Source organism: Collinsella sp. LCP19S3_B7, from assembly GCF_052121795.1.
Taxonomy (GTDB): Bacteria; Actinomycetota; Coriobacteriia; order Coriobacteriales; family Coriobacteriaceae; genus Collinsella.
This window is the reverse complement of sequence record NZ_JBQKDO010000001.1, coordinates 186,774-203,342: the sequence shown is the minus strand read 5'-3', so window position 1 is coordinate 203,342 and position 16,569 is coordinate 186,774. Positions and strand designations below refer to the sequence as shown.

Annotated in this window: 14 protein-coding genes; 9 read left to right on the top strand and 5 right to left on the bottom strand. The window is 60.0% G+C overall.

Annotated elements, in window-relative coordinates; translation table 11 throughout:
• Positions 1–529 precede the first annotated feature (529 nt).
• The 3 genes from ACTQW0_RS00920 to ettA all read left to right on the top strand — a co-directional run bounded on the left by ACTQW0_RS00920 (position 530) and on the right by ettA (position 3,366).
• Positions 530–808 carry an autorepressor SdpR family transcription factor gene (locus ACTQW0_RS00920; protein WP_154517353.1) on the top strand — a complete coding sequence of 93 codons (279 nt, stop codon included), beginning with the start codon at positions 530–532 and terminating at the stop codon, positions 806–808.
• A complete protein-coding gene (locus tag ACTQW0_RS00915; RefSeq protein WP_441031605.1) occupies positions 801–1,502 on the top strand; it encodes an SdpI family protein in 702 nt (233 codons plus the stop codon). The genes ACTQW0_RS00920 and ACTQW0_RS00915 overlap by 8 nt, the downstream gene beginning before the upstream one ends.
• 184 nt (positions 1,503–1,686) lie before the next feature.
• Positions 1,687–3,366: an energy-dependent translational throttle protein EttA gene (ettA, locus tag ACTQW0_RS00910; RefSeq protein ID WP_055251458.1), complete on the top strand. Its 1,680-nt coding sequence runs from the start codon at positions 1,687–1,689 to the stop codon at positions 3,364–3,366.
• Between the two features lie 215 nt (positions 3,367–3,581).
• Here ettA and ACTQW0_RS00905 read toward each other — a convergent pair whose 3' ends face one another.
• Positions 3,582–4,889 (bottom strand): hypothetical protein, encoded by a 1,308-nt coding sequence (locus ACTQW0_RS00905; protein ID WP_441031603.1) that lies wholly within the window; start codon positions 4,887–4,889, stop codon positions 3,582–3,584.
• A gap of 135 nt (positions 4,890–5,024) precedes the next feature.
• Positions 5,025–5,969 carry a hypothetical protein gene (locus ACTQW0_RS00900; protein WP_441031601.1) on the bottom strand — a complete coding sequence of 315 codons (945 nt, stop codon included), beginning with the start codon at positions 5,967–5,969 and terminating at the stop codon, positions 5,025–5,027.
• A gap of 203 nt (positions 5,970–6,172) precedes the next feature.
• On the opposite strand from ACTQW0_RS00900, the gene ACTQW0_RS00895 reads away from it, so the two are divergent.
• The 6 genes from ACTQW0_RS00895 (at position 6,173) to ACTQW0_RS00870 (ending at position 12,538) form a co-directional block, all read left to right on the top strand.
• Complete coding sequence (locus ACTQW0_RS00895; protein ID WP_441031599.1) at positions 6,173–8,152, top strand: NAD(+) synthase; 1,980 nt, start codon at positions 6,173–6,175, stop codon at positions 8,150–8,152.
• 117 nt (positions 8,153–8,269) lie between these two features.
• The gene (locus ACTQW0_RS00890; RefSeq protein WP_441566462.1) at positions 8,270–9,433 is read left to right on the top strand and encodes a pyridoxal phosphate-dependent aminotransferase; all 1,164 of its coding nucleotides are present in this window, start codon (positions 8,270–8,272) and stop codon (positions 9,431–9,433) included.
• Between the two features lie 201 nt (positions 9,434–9,634).
• Positions 9,635–10,585, top strand: coding sequence for an L-lactate dehydrogenase (locus tag ACTQW0_RS00885; RefSeq protein WP_117757347.1), 951 nt, complete (start codon positions 9,635–9,637; stop codon positions 10,583–10,585).
• A 172-nt stretch (positions 10,586–10,757) separates the two neighbouring features.
• Entirely contained in the window at positions 10,758–11,762 is a 1,005-nt protein-coding gene (locus tag ACTQW0_RS00880) for a nucleoid-associated protein (RefSeq protein WP_441559937.1), read from the top strand.
• A 12-nt stretch (positions 11,763–11,774) separates the two neighbouring features.
• Positions 11,775–12,197, top strand: a complete 423-nt coding sequence (locus ACTQW0_RS00875; protein ID WP_441063773.1) for a hypothetical protein — start codon at positions 11,775–11,777, stop codon at positions 12,195–12,197.
• On the top strand, positions 12,194–12,538 hold the full coding sequence (locus ACTQW0_RS00870) for a type II toxin-antitoxin system RelE family toxin (RefSeq protein WP_441566459.1): 345 nt from the start codon (positions 12,194–12,196) through the stop codon (positions 12,536–12,538). Before ACTQW0_RS00875 ends, ACTQW0_RS00870 begins: the two co-directional genes overlap by 4 nt.
• 222 nt (positions 12,539–12,760) lie before the next feature.
• Here the strand turns inward: ACTQW0_RS00870 and dapD are convergent, their stop codons facing one another.
• Genes dapD through dapA form a run of 3 tightly spaced genes read right to left on the bottom strand, consistent with a single transcriptional unit; the run spans position 12,761 to position 16,562 of the window.
• A complete protein-coding gene (gene dapD / locus ACTQW0_RS00865) occupies positions 12,761–13,480 on the bottom strand; it encodes a 2,3,4,5-tetrahydropyridine-2,6-dicarboxylate N-acetyltransferase (RefSeq protein ID WP_441566457.1) in 720 nt (239 codons plus the stop codon).
• Positions 13,481–13,519: 39 nt separating this feature from the next.
• The gene (dapB, locus tag ACTQW0_RS00860) at positions 13,520–14,260 is read right to left on the bottom strand and encodes a 4-hydroxy-tetrahydrodipicolinate reductase (RefSeq protein WP_441566455.1); all 741 of its coding nucleotides are present in this window, start codon (positions 14,258–14,260) and stop codon (positions 13,520–13,522) included.
• Positions 14,253–16,562, bottom strand: coding sequence for a 4-hydroxy-tetrahydrodipicolinate synthase (gene dapA / locus ACTQW0_RS00855; RefSeq protein ID WP_441054426.1), 2,310 nt, complete (start codon positions 16,560–16,562; stop codon positions 14,253–14,255). The genes dapB and dapA overlap by 8 nt, the downstream gene beginning before the upstream one ends.
• Between the last annotated feature and the right edge of the window lie 7 nt (positions 16,563–16,569).

The window sequence follows — 16,569 nt, the reverse complement described above, 5'->3', positions numbered from 1 at the left end:
AGGCAAAGCCAAAGAGAGAAAGAGGCACGCCTTTGCCAAACCTGAAACCTTTCCTTGCCACGTGTGAAAAGAACCGCTGCCTCAATTGAAAGCCCGAGCTTGACACAAACACGTAGGCCCTCGGGACCGCCCTTGCGGAGCCGCTCTTCTTCTTTCCGGACATGCCGTCCTCCGATCTCCCGGGGCCGGCCGATCCGGCCCTCAGGGTATCGGGTTCCCACATTCATCCGCACATGTACGGATGAATGTGGGAGGTGTTCGGATAAAGTTGATAATCAAGGGTATTATTGCGATTCCATTTGAGCCCTTGGAGCTTGTTGAAATGGGATCGGGATTCGCATAAGATTGAAGCAGATGGCGCCCGTTGCCGCGGGTTGGCCAACTCCGAAACACGTTTATGGCGTGAGAAGTGGCCGTCTTCGCATTACGCGGGGCGGCTATTTTTTTGAGTACAAGATTAGATAGTTAGACAAATATCTAAATATCGAGTATAGTGTGCGCGTCGAACGAAATACTGAGAGGAGGTCCTATGCCGGGAGAGGGTTTTAAAGCGCTGGCCGATCCTACGCGGCGGCGCATTTTGGAACTACTACGCGAGGGCGACCGCACGGCTGGGGAGCTTGCCGAGCATTTTGACATCAGCAAGCCGTCGTTGAGCCATCATTTGGCGACGCTCAAAAACGCCGGGTTGGTGACCGATGAACGTCATGGCCAAAACATCGTTTACAGCTTAAACACCACCGTCATGCAGGACTTGATCGGTTGGTTTATGGGCTTTACAAACACTGAAGGTGATAAGGATGAATAACGAAAACAAGGGCATTCACGCCACGGGGGTATCGCCACGCGTGTGGATCGCGCTGGTCGCTCTGTGCGTCGCCAATATCGTAGCGCACCTTATGGTGATGCCGAGCTTGCCTGCGCAGATTCCCACGCACTGGGGCGCGAACGGCGTTGACGGTTGGGGTCCCAGCTGGATGGCCTCCGCGCACGGCGTGCTGCCCCTGGTGCTTCTCGCAATGTTCTACGTGGTGCCGCGCATCGATCCCAAAGGTGAGGCATATCGAACCTCGGGCAAGTTCTATCAGGGCTTCGTAATCACCTTCACCTTGTTCATGTGCGCCATAAGCTGGCTGGGAGAGCTTACGGTCTGGGGCGTGGTGCCGGCGGTCGGTTCGGTCAACGTGCTGATTTCCGGTGCTGTCGGTTTGCTGTTCATTGGCGTAGGCAACTACTTGCCGCGTGTGAAGCAGAACTATACGCTCGGTATCAAGACGCCCTGGGCGCTTGCCGATCCCGAGAACTGGCGCCGTACGCAGCGCTTTGGCGGTGCGTGCTTTATGGTGCTGGGTGTTGGTCTGATTGTGATGGGCGTTGCGGGTAGCGTGCTTTCGAGTGAAGTTGTCGCCGCGGTGATTGCGGTGCTGGCGTTTGGTTCGGTCGGAGTCGTCTACGTCTACTCGTATCTGCTGTGGCGCAAATCGCAGCGAGCCGCTCGTTAAGGTTGCGGAAAACTAGCGTACGCAGTTCATAGTATGTTCCGGGGGACTTTTCCCAGGTAGTATTAGGGGGTATGGGCAACCGTGCCCCTTTTTCGTTACGTTTTAGAGCTGGTTTTCTCATCTCGTTTCCACTAAAGCGAAACAAGAATAGGGAAACAGCAGGTAGAAAGGATAAAACAGGCAAATGGCAGAGTTTATCTACCAGATGTATCAGGCTCGCAAAGCTCATGGCGACAAGGTGATCCTTGACGATGTGACCCTGAGCTTCTATCCCGGTGCCAAGATCGGCGTCGTGGGCCCTAACGGTATGGGCAAGTCGACCCTGCTCAAGATCATGGCCGGCATCGAGGAAGTCTCCAACGGCGATGCCAGACTTACCCCCGGCTACACCGTGGGTATCCTGCAGCAGGAGCCGCCGCTCGACGACGACAAGACCGTCATCGAGAACGTGCGCATGGCATTTGGCGACATGATCGCCAAGGTCGATCGCTTCAATAAGATCGGCGAGGAGATGTGCGACCCGGACTGCGACATGGATGCCCTCATGGCCGAGATGGGCAAGCTCCAGGACGAGATCGACGCCGCCGATGGCTGGGATATCGATTCCAAACTCGGCCAGGCTATGGATGCCCTGCAGCTGCCCGATTCCGACATGCCGGTCAACGTGCTTTCCGGCGGCGAGCGCCGTCGCGTGGCCCTGTGCAAGCTGCTGCTCGAAGCTCCCGACCTGCTGCTGCTCGATGAGCCCACCAACCACCTGGACGCCGAGTCGATCCTGTGGCTCGAGCACTTCCTGCACAACTACCAGGGCGCGGTGCTAGCCGTCACACACGATCGCTACTTCCTGGATAACGTTGCCGAGTGGATCTGCGAGGTCGACCGCGGCCACCTTTATCCCTACAAGGGCAACTACTCCACGTATCTGGAGACCAAGGCCGCGCGTATCGAGGCTCAGGGCAACCGCGACGCCAAGCTCGCCAAGCGCATGGAGGCCGAGCTCGAGTGGGTGCGCTCCAGCCCCAAGGCCCGTCAGGCCAAGAACAAGGCCCGTCTGGCTCGTTATGAGGAGATGGAGGCCGAGGCCCGCGCAAGCCAGAAGCTCGACTGGACCGACATCCGCATCCCTGTGGGCCCGCGTTTGGGCAACAAGGTGCTCGAGGCCCATCACCTGCACAAGGAGTTCGACGGTCGCGTGCTCATCGACGACCTATCGTTCACCCTGCCGCGCAACGGCATCGTGGGCGTCATCGGCCCCAACGGTGTGGGCAAGACCACGCTGTTCAAGACCATCGTGGGCCTGGAGCCGCTGACTTCGGGCGAGCTCGAGGTGGGCGAGACCGTCAAGATCTCCTATGTCGATCAGAACCGTTCTGGCATCGACCCCGATAAGAACCTGTGGGAGGTCGTCTCGGATGGCCTGGACCACATGATGGTCGGCGAGACCGAGGTCCCCAGCCGCGCGTACGTGGCGAGCTTTGGCTTTAAGGGCCAGGACCAGCAGAAGCGCGCTGGCGTACTATCCGGTGGCGAGCGCAACCGTCTGAACCTGGCGCTCACGCTCAAGCAGGGCGGCAACCTGCTGCTCCTCGACGAGCCCACGAACGACCTCGACGTCGAGACGCTGTCCTCGCTCGAAGCGGCGCTGCTCGAGTTCCCGGGCTGCTCGGTGGTCATTAGCCACGACCGTATGTTTCTGGACCGCGTCGCCACGCACATTCTGGCGTGGGAGGGCACCGACGAGAATCCGGGCAACTGGTATTGGTTTGAGGGCAACTTTGAGGCCTATCAGGCCAACCGCATCGAGCGCCTGGGCGAGGACGCAGCCCAGCCGCATCGTATTCACCGCAAGCTGACGCGTGACTAATTTGTTACGCGGTTTTACCAAACCGCGTAACTGCTCGACGCTGCGCGGGCCGCAAGCACCCCATCTTGCCGTTCAAACCGTCGCTCGCGTACCGAAGTACGCGTCGCTCCTCTTTCACGGCAACCTGGGGCACTTGCGGCCCGCTCGCTGTTGGTTACGCAACATCAACAAATAAAAACGGCTCAAATCCTGATTTGGATTTGAGCCGTTTGTCGTTACTGCTCGGGTTCTTCGACTTTATCGATGGTCCAGGTGGCTCCGAGGCCGCCGGTGGTGTTGCGGCGGATGCGCACGGTGACTTCGTGGCGCTCGCCGGCCTGCGTGTAGCGCAGGGGGAAGCTTGCGCGGTTTCGCGCGGCCTCGATGGTACCGCGCTCGCGGGCGATCCAGTAGTACTCGCCGACGATGCCGAGCGTGTCGGCGCCGTAGGGGAGATAGGTCGACAGCTGGTGCAGAAGCGGGCCGGGGCAGAAGACCTCGGTTGCGAAATCGACGGGGAAGTCCTTGGGGATGGTGGGTGCTGCAGGTGCGGGGGTTGGGGCCGCTGCGGGTGCCGAAGCCGGTGCAGGTGCGGGAATTTGCTCGCAAGCAGAGGTGGGCACGGACTCGATGACGGGTGCGGGCTCCGGCGTCGCTTCCGGCTCGATCGTGGAATCTGCGGGCTCCACAGTGACGGGCGCGTCTGCAGCTGCGGTTCCAACCTCAACCTGAGTCGCGTTCTCGTTCTCGACGCTCGACTTTGCCTCGATGGGCGTGGATGCCATGGTGGTGATGCCGGCGTTGGCGTTCTCGGGGTCATAGACGACCGTGAGCGAGATGGCGGGCTGCGGCGTCTCGGGCTCTGGCGTCGACTCGGTAGCGTCTTGATCGTCGGGCTCGTCGGACTGATCGTCCTCGGCCTCGTCGCCAAAAACATCGCTGTTTTGGAACGCAGGCGTCTCGGGTTGGTTGGCGGCTTCTTCGGTTGTCGACTTGGGAGCCTCCTCGAGCTCCGCAGTGGCTTCCTGCTCTGATATGACTTCGGGATCGGTCGTGGCGGCGATTTCGGTTTCGGCTTCTGCCGTTACCTCAATAGCGACTTCGATCTCTGTCTCGGGCTCGGGTTCCGGTACGGCTTCAACCATGGCTTCTGGCTCGGGACGCTTAACATGCTTGGGGCGCACGGCCTTGAGGTCCTTCTCGCCGCGCTTTTTCTTCTTGTAGGACTGCTTGGCTCCCTTGGCAGCCTTGGGCTTGTCCTCGCCTTTGGCAAGGGCGGCATCCCATGCCTCGTTGGCGATGACGGTGGCATACAGACGGCCGCCCTTAAAGACGGTCAGCTTAATGCAGTCGTCGAGCTCCTCGAGCAGCTCGCGCGTGGACTCGAAGCCCAGGTCATAAGCGGTCATGTCACCAGCGGCGAGCGCCTCCTCGACCTGCGTCATAAACGTTTGCTTGCCGCACCCAATCGCATCGCGCAGCAGGCGATACAGATAGATGTGGTTGCCCAGCGATAGTGTGGGCTTAACTATTGTCTTGCTCATGGCAAATCTCCTCTATACACACCAAAGCATCTTACCATCGCACGTGGTTTGGCATTGCGGCACCTGAGACAAACGGGCGCGAATCGCTGCCGATTCGCGCCCGTTGTCTAGGTTGCCTATCTGGGGATACAGCTCCTAGTTGCCCGATGCCGTACCCTGGTTTGAGCTGTCAGATGCCGTACCAGATGCGGTGCCGCTCGAGCTGCTATTGTTGCCGCTGTCGGTTGTGTCCGTTCCCGACATGTTGCCGCTCGTCTGGTCGCTCGTGCTCGGTTGAGAGCCGTCGGTCGTTTGGCTTGAGTCAGTCGTGCCGGATTGCGTACCGCTGTTGTTCACAGAGGAATCGGCGCTCTGCGATTGATCGGGGGTGTTCGAGGACGAGTCGGTGGATGCGGAGGTGTCCTGCGAGTCATCCTGCTGGCTTTGCGATTGATCTGAGCTATCCGCATCGTGCTCGGTTGTGCGCGACGAAAGGATTGACTCGGGACGCTCGCCCAGACCCTCACCGGCGGTGGTGATAAGGATGGCGCCAGCGCAGGCGATGACCGCGACGATGGCGATGGCGATCGAGAAGACGATGACCTTCTTTTGCGTCTGGCTGCGCTCTGCCGCCGCCTTGGCACGCAGGCTGTTGGGGGCGACGCGCGCCGTGGTCGCGCGCCCCGCAACCTGGCGCATCTCCTGCGTAGTCGCGGCGCCGCCCAGGTGCTCCTCGGCATTAAGGTCAACGGGCTCATAGGCGCCGGCAGGGTAGTCGACGGCGGCGTGCGTGCCTTTGAGGGCGTTGGCGCTGGCAGAGATAAAGTGGCGGTAGACCTGCGAGGACACAACGGTGATGACCGAGCTCACGGCGGCACCGATCACCGATCCGGCGATGCCGATCTTGGAAGCAAGTGCGACGCTCGTGGCGGCAGCTGCGGCGCCGGCGATGATTTGGGGAATGGAAATGTCGTCGAACAGGCCCTTTTTGGGCGCGATGGCCATGGTCTGTCCGATGGAATGGTTTTCGTGAACGCCGTTGTTGAGCGATGCCGGCGTCATGACGCGCGTGCGCGGCGCGTCGGTGTACTTGGTTGTCATACGGGGCCCTCCCGGTGTAAATCTGCTTCGTTTCGTGTAGCCATCAGGGTACCCACCAGATGTGAATCGTACGTGACATTTAACAGATACCATCAACTCATCAATAGCTCACCAAATTGGTGGGATGCGGTTACACCCGGCGGTTGAACTACAATAGGGCTTGCTAATTGTTGTGAATGGCGTCTACGCACGGGAGCATTCTTATGAATCTTCACCTTTCTCAGTCTGATGGCTTTTTGCGTGTGGCGGCGGCCTCGCCGCGGATTCGCGTGGCCGATGTCGAGGGCAATGCCGAGGTTGCGCTGGCGGCTGTTCGCGAGGCGGTCGAGCGCGGTGTCCGTGCTCTGGTGCTGCCCGAGCTTAATCTGACTGGCTATACCGCGGCTGATCTGTTCCATAACCGCACATTACTGCATACCTGCGAGACTGCACTGGCACATATTCTCGATGAAACCCGCGAGCTGCCGATTGTCTTTACCATCGGTCTTCCCGTTGCGGTGGCCGAGAATATCTACAACTGTGCCGCCGTGTGCTGCGCGGGCGAGCTTTTGGGCCTCACGGCCAAGAAGTATCTGCCCAACTATGGCGAGTTCTATGAGCGCCGTTGGTTTGCTCCGGCGCCCGCCGATCCCGTGTGGGTTGAGTTTGCCGGTCAGGGTCCGGTTCCGCTGGGTTCGGGGCTTGTCTACCGCTGCTGTGATGGGGACGCCGAGGATATGGTGCTGGGCGTTGAGGTCTGCGAGGATCTGTGGGTGCCGGCGCCCCCTTCGACCGAGATGGCGCTTGCCGGTGCGACAGTGATCCTCAATCCGTCGGCCTCGGACGAGATTATCGGTAAGGCAGACTATCGCCGCAGCCTTATCTCTAACCAAAGCGCGCGCCTGTACTGCGCCTATGCCTACGCGGACGCGAGCGAGGGCGAGTCCACGACCGACATGGTCTTTGCAGGGGAGAACCTCGTCTACGAAAACGGTTCGAAGCTCGCCGCCACGAAGCTCCTCACCTGCGATATGGCGGTGGCCGACGTTGACCTCGACCGTCTGGTTGCCGAGCGCCGTCGTTCGACCACGTGGACGCGCGCGGATGATGCGCCGGAGGCCACGATTGTTGAGTTTTCGTTTGAGGGCATGCTGGCCGAAGAACCTGTCCTGCGTGATGCGCTTGACATCGACCGTGTCTTCCCCCGCGCGCCCTTTGTGCCGGCCGACCATGGTGACCTGGCCGGGCGCTGCGAGACGATCCTCAATCTGCAGACTGCCGGCCTCAAGACTCGCCTTGCCCATACGGGTACCAAGGCTGCAGTCATCGGTCTTTCGGGCGGCCTGGATTCCACGCTGGCACTGCTTGTGACCGTGCGTGCCTTCGATGCATTGGGGCTGCCGCGCACGGGTATCACGGCGGTTTCCATGCCCGGCTTTGGCACGACACATCGCACCAAGTCGAATGCCGAGTCGCTCGCTCGCGACCTGGGTGTGAGCTTCCGCGAGGTTTCGATCCACGCGGCTGTGGAGCAGCACTTCAAGGACATTGAGCACGACCCGGCAGTTCAGGACGTGACCTACGAGAATAGTCAGGCCCGCGAGCGTACGCAGATTCTGATGGATCTGGCCAACCAGGCTGGCGGTTTTGTTATCGGCACGGGCGACCTGTCAGAGCTGGCGCTCGGCTGGGCTACCTATAACGGCGACCACATGAGCATGTACGCCGTCAACGCGAGCGTGCCCAAGACGCTTGTGCGCCATCTGGTGCGTTATGCCGCTGATGTCTTTGGTGGGCGTATTGCCGAGGTCTTGCTCGATATCCTCGATACGCCGGTGTCCCCCGAGCTTCTGCCGCCCACGGGCGACGGTGAGATTGCGCAGAAGACCGAGGATTTGGTGGGCCCGTACGAGCTGCACGATTACTTCCTCTATTACCTGCTGCGTTTTGGCTTTGAGCCGGGCAAGATCTACCGTATGGCGCTCAAGAGCTTTGAGGGTGTCTATGATGCCAAGACCGTCCACACGTGGTTGCGTACGTTCTATCGTCGCTTCTTTGCCCAGCAGTTTAAGCGCAGCTGTCTGCCCGATGGTCCCAAGGTGGGCTCGGTGACGCTCAGCCCGCGCGGCGATTGGCGTATGCCGAGTGACGCCAGCTCGCGTCTGTGGCTTGCGCGGATCGACGCGCTCAATCCAATTGACTAAGGTTGGCTAAATTGAACCAATACGGGGGTTGCAAGCGTTACACTTTTGCAATCTGATGGCCCGTATCGCGCGGCGCTCTTGTCGGAGCGCCGTATTTTTATATCGAAAGGTGGCACCATGCAGGCATCGCAGCGTCTCGACCGCTTTGGCGCGGAGGTCTTCGCCTCGCTCAACAACAAACTTCTTGCGCTGAAGGCTCAGGGCAAGACCATTTACAACATGAGCGTGGGCACGCCCGACTTTAAGCCGTACGACCACGTGGTCGAGGCGCTCACGCAGGCCGCCCAAAATCCCGAGATGTGGAAGTATTCCCTGCGCGACCTGCCCGAGCTTAAGCAGGCCGTGTGCGATTACTATGAGCGTCGCTTTGGCGTTTCGGGCATTACGCCGTCCATGGTGCAGTCGTGCAACGGCACGCAGGAGGGCGTGGGTCATTTGGGCCTGGCCCTGCTCGATCCGGGTGACACCATTCTGGTTCCCGATCCGTGCTATCCGGTCTTTGAGGCGGGCGCCAAGATCGCCGACGCCAAGCTCGAGTACTATCCGCTGGTGGCGGAGCACAATTACCTGCCCTATGTGGCGGGCATCGATCCCGAGGTGGCCGATCGTGCCAAGTACATGATCGTGTCGTTGCCCGCCAACCCGGTGGGCTCGGTGGGCACGCCCGAGGTCTACGAGGAGATTATCGCCTTCGCCCGCGAGCACGACCTGCTGATCGTCCATGACAACGCGTACTCCGACATCGTGTTTGACGGCGAGCCCGGTGGCAGCTTCCTGCAGTATCCCGGCGCGCTCGAGGTGGGCGTGGAATTCTTCTCGCTTTCCAAGTCGTTTAACGTCACCGGTGCGCGCATCGGCTTTTTGGTCGGCCGTGAGGATGTGGTCTCTGCCTTTGCCAAGCTGCGCAGCCAGATCGACTTTGGCATGTTCTTCCCGATTCAGAAGGCCGCCATCGCCTGCCTCAATGGTTCGCGCGATGAGGTCGAGGCGCAACGTCTGAAGTACCAGGAGCGCCGCGATGCCCTGTGCGACGGTCTTGAGGACCTGGGCTGGGAGCGTCCCAACGCGCATGGCTCTATGTTTGTGTGGGCAAAGCTTCCCGGTGGCCGCACCGATTCCATGGCGTTTTGCGAGGAGCTTATGGAGAAGGCCGGCGTTGTGGTGACGCCGGGCGCGAGCTTTGGCCCTTCGGGCGAGGGGCACGTGCGCATGGCGCTGGTCCTGCCGCCCGATCAGATCGCTTTGGCTGTCGAGGCCATCCGCGAGGCGGGCCTGTATTAGAAGACTATTTGGGCTCGTCAATAGCTCGAAACCGATTTCGTTCAGTTATTATACGAATCCTGCAAATAATTTCGGTAAACGGTCGATTTTTGGCTGCGTATAGGAGCATAATCAAAGTCCCGATTGGATGTATTGGGATCACGGCAAGCCGCTCGGGTCGTTCCCGGGCGGCTTGTTTGTGGAGAGAGATGGGAGTTTCTAATGGTTAACGAGAAGAAGGTCGCTATTGTCGGCTGCGGTTTCGTCGGTTCGTCTTCGGCGTTCGCGCTGATGCAGAGTGGTCTGTTCTCCGAGATGGTTCTCATCGACGTGGACAAGAACCGCGCCGAGGGCGAGGCCCTGGATATTGCGCACGGCATGACGTTTGCCGAGCCGATGAAGATCTACGCCGGCGATTATTCTGATGTCGCCGACGCCGCCATGATCGTCGTCACCGCTGGCGCTGCTCAGAAGCCCGGTGAGACCCGCCTGGACCTGGTCAACAAGAACGTCAGCATCTTTAAGTCCATTATTCCCGAGATTAAGAAGTCTGGCTTCGACGGCATTCTGCTCATCGTCTCCAACCCGGTCGACGTTCTGACCTACGCCGCCATCAAGATGTCCGGCCTGCCCGAGGGCCATGTCATCGGCTCCGGCACCGTGCTCGACACCGGCCGTCTGCAGCAGATGCTCGGCGCTCACGTCGAGGTTGACCCGCGCGACGTTCAGGCCTACGTCATGGGCGAGCATGGTGACTCCGAGTTTGTCGCCTGGTCCAGCGCTCAGGTTGCCGGCGTGCCGCTGAACACCTTCTGTGAGCTTCACGGCCACCTGGAGCATGAGACTGCCGAGAAGCGCATTGCCGAGGACGTCAAGAACTCCGCCTACACCATCATCGAGAAGAAGCACGCCACCTACTACGGTGTCGCTATGGCGGTAAAGCGCATCTGCACTGCCGTCATGCGTGACGAGCAGACTGTTCTGCCCGTCTCCTCGCTCATGGTGGGCGAGTACGGCCTGTCCGATCTGGCCATCTCCATGCCGACCGTCGTTGGTCGCGACGGCGTTGTCTGCCGCGTTCCCGTGCCGCTGAACGATGACGAGCAGCATGAGCTCACCGCCTCCGCAAAGGCCCTCAAGGACATTATCGACAGCGTCGACTTCTCCTGCTAAATCAAGCTCGCTAGAGCGAAAAGCTACAATGAAGGCGTCCGGGCCCATGTGACCCGGGCGCTTTTTTATGCAAAGGGGACAGGCTTGTTTGCACCAATCTTCGATGCGCCTGGGGCGGACTCGACCGCTATACTGGTTCGTGCCAAAAGCGATCTAGAACGGAATGCCGTATATGAAAATCAATCACGCGATTCTGCATATCCTGGACTTTGACTCTGCCGTCAACGTCATGAGCCAGCGCGAGCTGGATATCGAAAGCCGTATCGTGCGCAGCTTTGTGACCACGCATCTGCGCCGCGCACGTACCTCGGCCGACAATAAGCGCGCCACGTTTGCGGAGAACTCTGCGTTTGGCGGCGAGCTCAAGGGCTATTTCTTTGGTGAGCGTGAGTTCGTGGACTTGTCTCAGCAGATTGCGGAGTTCATCTCTTCCGAACTCACCAAGGCCGAGAAAGCCGAGTCCACTGACGTGCTTGTGGCGGACTTTGACGATGATGAAGATGCCCGCTGGTTTGCCGTGATGCTGCTGGGCTCCAAGCAGGCATTCATGCACGAGGTGGGTCGCGAAGAGGGCGAGGTTCGTAACGACATCGCGCGCCACTACGCCATTTTGCCAAACCCCTCGCAAAAGGTGCCAAGCTATGCCATCGTGCGTGCGAGCACCATGGAGATCGGCTATGTGGACAAGAAGCGCAAGATTGCCGGCGAGGACCGTATGCTTATCCCTGATGGTCTGCTGCAATGCGACACGGGGGTTTCGGGCAAGGAAGTCATCGACACCGTGACGCGTGTGGTCGAGGAAGTCGCCGAAGAGCACGGCGCCAACACGGCCGTAGCGCTCGCCAAGGTCAAAGCCGCCGTTGCCGAGAAGGTTGAAGACGACGAGGAGCTGCCGCCTTGGGATATCGTCGATGAGGTCTTTGAGGACGAGCCGGTCATCAAGGAGAGCGTGCGCGCGGCGCTGACCGAGGAGAAGGTGCCCGAGCGCGTGCCCGTGGAGCGCAAGCAGGTCGAACGCGCGGCCGTACGCAATCACAAGATTCGTACCGACACGGGCATCGAGATCAGCTTCCCGGCCGAGATGGGTTCAAACTCCGAGTACATCGAGTTCGTCAACGAGCCCAACGGCCTCATCTCCATCGAGCTCAAAAACATCGGTAGCATCGAGAATCGATAAGGCTTTTAACTTTTGAATAAAAGTCTGGATTATATTTTGAAGTATACTTTGAAATATAATCCAGATTATTTTTTGGAGGTCAAAATGTCCCCACTTGTTCTGGAAAAACCGGTGTTTACAAAAGACCAGGTTGTTTCTGCTACCGAAGCAAGCAAGTCCTTATCCACCATTCGTAAACGCGCAAAACGCGCGCCTCAGTTCATTGCTGATCATAATGATATCGATACCGTGATTATCGACTATGCTGCCTATGAGGAAATGTACGGCGCGCTGCAGTATCTGCGTGAACTTGAGATAAATCGCATCGCTGCGGATCGAGTCAAGCATGGTCCGCATGAGTTTGTTCCGTTTGAGGACGCCTTAACTGCCGAGGACCTCGCGGAGCTTGAGTCGATGGATCCGGACGCGATTCCCGACGAGGACCTTTTCGAATGAGCGGGCATTTTGTTGTCGGCTTTTTGAATCGAGACGTCGAGAAGGAATATCAAAAACTAGATGGATCCCAGCGCAGGCTCGTCCGTATTGCCGTCGCAAAATTAAAGACGCGCGCTGATGAAATCGGAACGCCGCTTCACGGCGAGCTCGACGGCTGCAAAAAGATTAAATGGCGGAATGCGGGACTCAGAATGGTTTTCCGAATCCGAGAGGACGGAATGGTTGAGATTGCCGAGATTGTGGCAATAGGGCGGCGCGATCGTTTCGAGGTCTATAAGACGGCCGTAGGGCGCCTGTCAAAGCAACTCGCCATGGTTGAATACGACGGCACCCTGAGATAGGGAAGGCCGAAGCCTCGGACGAGGGCTTCGGCCTTTTTACTTGGGGCTTAATCACGTTGCAGGTTGAGCATAAGTCAGCGAAAACGACCCAGAGCGAGCAAGGTGACGTGAAAGAGGAGGGCATTGACCTTCTGGTCATGCCCGACGATTGAACGTCAGATTGCCGCTCTGGGTCGTTTGGAGCGTCGACAAGTTACGCGGTTTGATAAAACCGCGTAACTATTAGAGCTGGCGCAGGCCCTCTTCGAGACCGGTCTTACTGTCGGTCTTCTCGTCGCGCATCTTGATAACGCGGGCGGGGACACCGGCGACCACGGCGCCGGCGGGAACGTCCTCGACGCACACGGCACCGGCGGCAACGACAGCACCTTTGCCCACGCGCACGCCTTCCAGGACCACAGCATTGGCGCCGATCATAACGTCGTCTTCGATGATGACGGGCGTGGCGCTGGCGGGCTCCACGACGCCTGCCAGCACGGTGCCGGCGCCGATGTGGCAGTTCTTGCCCACGGTGGCGCGACCGCCCAGCACGGCGCCCATATCGATCATGGAGCCATCGCCAATGACGGAGCCGATGTTGATGATGGCGCCCATCATGATGACGGCACGGTCGCCGATCTCGACGCGGTCGCGGATGATCGCGCCCGGCTCGATGCGGGCGTTGATGCCCTTGAGGTCGAGCATGGGCACGGCGGAGTTGCGGCAGTCGTTCTCCACATCGTAGTAGTCGATGGAATCGACGTTGGCGTCGAGGATTGCCTTGAGCTCATCCCAGTCGCCAAATACAGTCTTGCCACGGCGGCCGCCATAGACATGCGCATTGCCCCACTGGACCTTCATGCCCGGCTTTTCGCGCACGTACAGCTTGACGGGCGTCTTCTTGGGCGCGGTGGCGATATAGTTGATAATCTCCTGTGCATCCATTTCGGCTGCGTTGCTCATTTGCGGTCTCTCCTTTGGGTGGATCCGGTTGATACCTGGTTAGGCAAACATGACCTGGTCGAACGTATAGAAGCCGTGCTCGCGGGTGACGAGCTTCTGCGCGGCTGCCAAGGCGCCGTTGACAAAGATCTGACGGCTCGTGGTGCGATGCGTGAGCGTGACCTCTTCGTCCTGGCCAAAGAAACTCACTTCGTGCACGCCGGCGACAGTGCCACCGCGCAGCGAGTGCACGCCGATCTCCTTGGGGTCGCGCGCTCCGCACATGCCCTCGCGGCCATAGACGGGGTGGTAGCCTGCCTCGGGCTCGGCTTCGACGACGGCGTCGAGCAGCAACTTGGCAGTGCCACTGGGGGCGTCGACCTTTTGGTTGTGGTGCGTCTCGACGAGTTCGCAGTCAAAGCCGGGCAGCTCTCGCGTGGCCTGTGCCACCAGATGACGCAGGGCTGCGATACCGATGGAGTAATTGCCGGAGTGCATGACGCAGGCGCTCTGACCCAGCTCGCGCAGGCGATCCATCTGCTCGGGCGTATAGCCTGTGGTGCCCGAGACCAACGCCGCACCCGTGCGCTCGACATAGGCGACGACGGCGTCGAAGGTCGCAACGTTCGAGAAGTCGATGATGACGTCGGCTGCCGGAGCGTTCTCGAGCTCTGACAAGTCGAAGCCGATCTGGGCGACGATGTCAAAAACGGGCTCTCCGGCAGCGTCGACAATACCCTCGGCGGTAGTGCGGATGAGCGAGCCCATGCGGCCCGTTCCCATAATGACGGTCTTAATCAAGCAGACCAGCTCCCTTCAGAGCATCGGTAAGTGTAGCGCGCGTGTCGTCTGCCATGGGGCACAGCGGCATGCGGTAGTTTGCCTCGATCATACCCATCTGGGCGAGCGCTTCCTTGACGGGGATGGGGTTGACCTCACTAAAGAGGGCATTGATGAGCGGCTGGCCGGCAATCTGGATATCGCGGGCACGTGCCACGTCACCGTCCAGATAGGCGCGGCACATGTCATGTACGAGCTGCGGCTGCACGTCGGCCCACACGCTGATGGTGCCCGAAGCACCCAGGCTCATGAGCGGCACGGTGAGCGCGTCCTCGCCCGAGTACATGCGGAAGTCGTCGGACAGCAGGTGGGCGATCTTGGCAGCGTAGGCGACGTTGCCCGAGGCTTCCTTAATACCCATGATGTTGGGGTGCGCGGCCAAGCGCTCCACGTTGCGCTCGCTGATGCCGCAGCCACAGCGGCCGGGGATGTTGTACAGGATGCAGGGGATGTCTACGGCATCGGCGACGGTCTTAAAGTGCTGGTAGATACCCTCTTCGTTGGATTTGTTGTAGTAGGGGGTAATGAGCAGCAGGCCGTCGGCTCCCAAGCCCTGGTAAGTGAGCGACTTGGTGAGCATGGTCTGCGTGGAGTTGGAGCCCGAGCCGGCGATGACGGGGACGCGTCCTGCAACTTGCTTGACCACCGCGGCGACAACGGAGTTGTCCTCGTCGTCGGTCATCGTGGCGCTCTCGCCGGTGGTGCCCAGGGCGAGGATGGCGTCGGTGCCATTTTGCAGGTGGAAATCGATAAGGCGCTCGAGCGCATCAAAGTCGACACTGCCGTCCTTTTTAAACGGCGTAACCAGGGCGACGATTGAGCCCTCGAGATTGCGGATATCCATGTTCTTCTCCTTCGCTTCGGCGATCTGGATGCGCTTGTTCCATTGGGCGGCGACTGCCAGGCGCTCGTCTTGGGCGCGGCGGCGGGCACTTTCGGCGCGCGACTTGGCCAACAGTTCTCGGCCGCACGGCAGCACGTCGAGCGTGGCAAAGTAATCGCCCGGGCGCTCGGCGCGGCGGATGAGGTCGGCCGCGCCATCGGGGCGCAGCAGGACCTCGGCGGAGCGCAGCCGTCCGTTGTAGTTGTAGCCCATGGAGTAGCCATGCGCACCGGTATCGTGGATTACAAGCAGGTCGCCCATGTCGATATGCGGTAGCTCGCGATCGATGGCGAACTTGTCGTTGTTCTCGCACAGATTGCCCGTGATGTCATAGGTGTTCGTGACGGGCGCTGTGCCCTTGTCGGCGCCGCCCGGCTGACCCATCACCGTAATGTGGTGGTAGGCACCATACATGGCGGGGCGGATCAAATCGACGGCGCTTGCATCGACACCGATATAGTCCTTGTAGATCTGCTTCTCGTGGATGGCCTTGGTGACCAGGCAGCCGTAGGGGCCCATCATAAAGCGGCCCATCTCGGTGTAGATTGCCACATCGCCCATGCCTGCGGGGACCAGGATCTCGTCGTATGCCGCGTGCACTCCCTCGCCGATGGCGTGAATGTCGTTGGCCTGCTGCTCGGGCAGGTAGGGGATGCCGACGCCGCCGGATAGATTGATGAAGGCGACGTGTGCGCCGGTCTCGCGCTCCAGGCGCACGGCAAGCTCAAAGAGGATGCGCGCGAGCTTGGGGTAGTAGTCGTTGGTGACGGTGTTGCTGGCAAGGAATGCGTGGATGCCAAAGTCCTCGGCACCCTTGGTCTTGAGCATACGGAAGGCCTCGAAGAGTTGCTCGGTGGTCATGCCGTATTTGGAGTCGCCGGGGTTGTCCATGATGCCGTTGGAGAGCTGGAACAGGCCGCCCGGATTAAAGCGGCAGCTGACCGTCTTGGGGATGGGCCCCGCAACACGCTCAAAGAACTCGATGTGGCTGATGTCGTCAAAGTTGACGATGGCACCCAGCTTGTCGGCGAGTTCAAAGTCCGCAGCCGGCGTGTCGTTGGACGAGAACATGATGTCGTGCCCCGTGATACCCAGCGAGCGGGCGATCATGAGCTCGGTATAGCTCGAGCAATCGCAGCCGCAGCCGTATTCGTTGAGAATGGAGATGAGTGCCGGGTTGGGGTTGGCCTTGACGGCAAAGTATTCCTTAAAGCCCGGGTTCCACGCAAAGGCGTCGCGCACCTCTTGCATGTTGCGGCGGATGCCCGCCTCGTCGTATAGATGAAACGGCGTGGGGAACTGCTCGACGATATGCTCGAGCGTCTCCTTGTCCACAAACGGCTGCTTGGCCGCATATGCCTCGTTGGGGGTCAATGCCATGTCCCGT

What these genes read in the sequence shown, in the direction of transcription:
- ACTQW0_RS00920 (WP_154517353.1), top strand. Translation starts at nt 530, where the DNA reads ATGCCGGGAGAGGGTTTTAAAGCGCTGGCCGATCCTACGCGGCGGCGC.
- ACTQW0_RS00905 (WP_441031603.1), bottom strand. Translation starts at nt 4,889, where the DNA reads ATGAGCAAGACAATAGTTAAGCCCACACTATCGCTGGGCAACCACATC.
- ACTQW0_RS00900 (WP_441031601.1), bottom strand. Translation starts at nt 5,969, where the DNA reads ATGACAACCAAGTACACCGACGCGCCGCGCACGCGCGTCATGACGCCG.
- ACTQW0_RS00890 (WP_441566462.1), top strand. Translation starts at nt 8,270, where the DNA reads ATGCAGGCATCGCAGCGTCTCGACCGCTTTGGCGCGGAGGTCTTCGCC.
- dapA (WP_441054426.1), bottom strand. Translation starts at nt 16,562, where the DNA reads ATGGCATTGACCCCCAACGAGGCATATGCGGCCAAGCAGCCGTTTGTG.
- dapD (WP_441566457.1), bottom strand. Translation starts at nt 13,480, where the DNA reads ATGAGCAACGCAGCCGAAATGGATGCACAGGAGATTATCAACTATATC.
- ACTQW0_RS00870 (WP_441566459.1), top strand. Translation starts at nt 12,194, where the DNA reads ATGAGCGGGCATTTTGTTGTCGGCTTTTTGAATCGAGACGTCGAGAAG.
- ACTQW0_RS00915 (WP_441031605.1), top strand. Translation starts at nt 801, where the DNA reads ATGAATAACGAAAACAAGGGCATTCACGCCACGGGGGTATCGCCACGC.
- ettA (WP_055251458.1), top strand. Translation starts at nt 1,687, where the DNA reads ATGGCAGAGTTTATCTACCAGATGTATCAGGCTCGCAAAGCTCATGGC.
- ACTQW0_RS00895 (WP_441031599.1), top strand. Translation starts at nt 6,173, where the DNA reads ATGAATCTTCACCTTTCTCAGTCTGATGGCTTTTTGCGTGTGGCGGCG.
- ACTQW0_RS00885 (WP_117757347.1), top strand. Translation starts at nt 9,635, where the DNA reads ATGGTTAACGAGAAGAAGGTCGCTATTGTCGGCTGCGGTTTCGTCGGT.
- ACTQW0_RS00880 (WP_441559937.1), top strand. Translation starts at nt 10,758, where the DNA reads ATGAAAATCAATCACGCGATTCTGCATATCCTGGACTTTGACTCTGCC.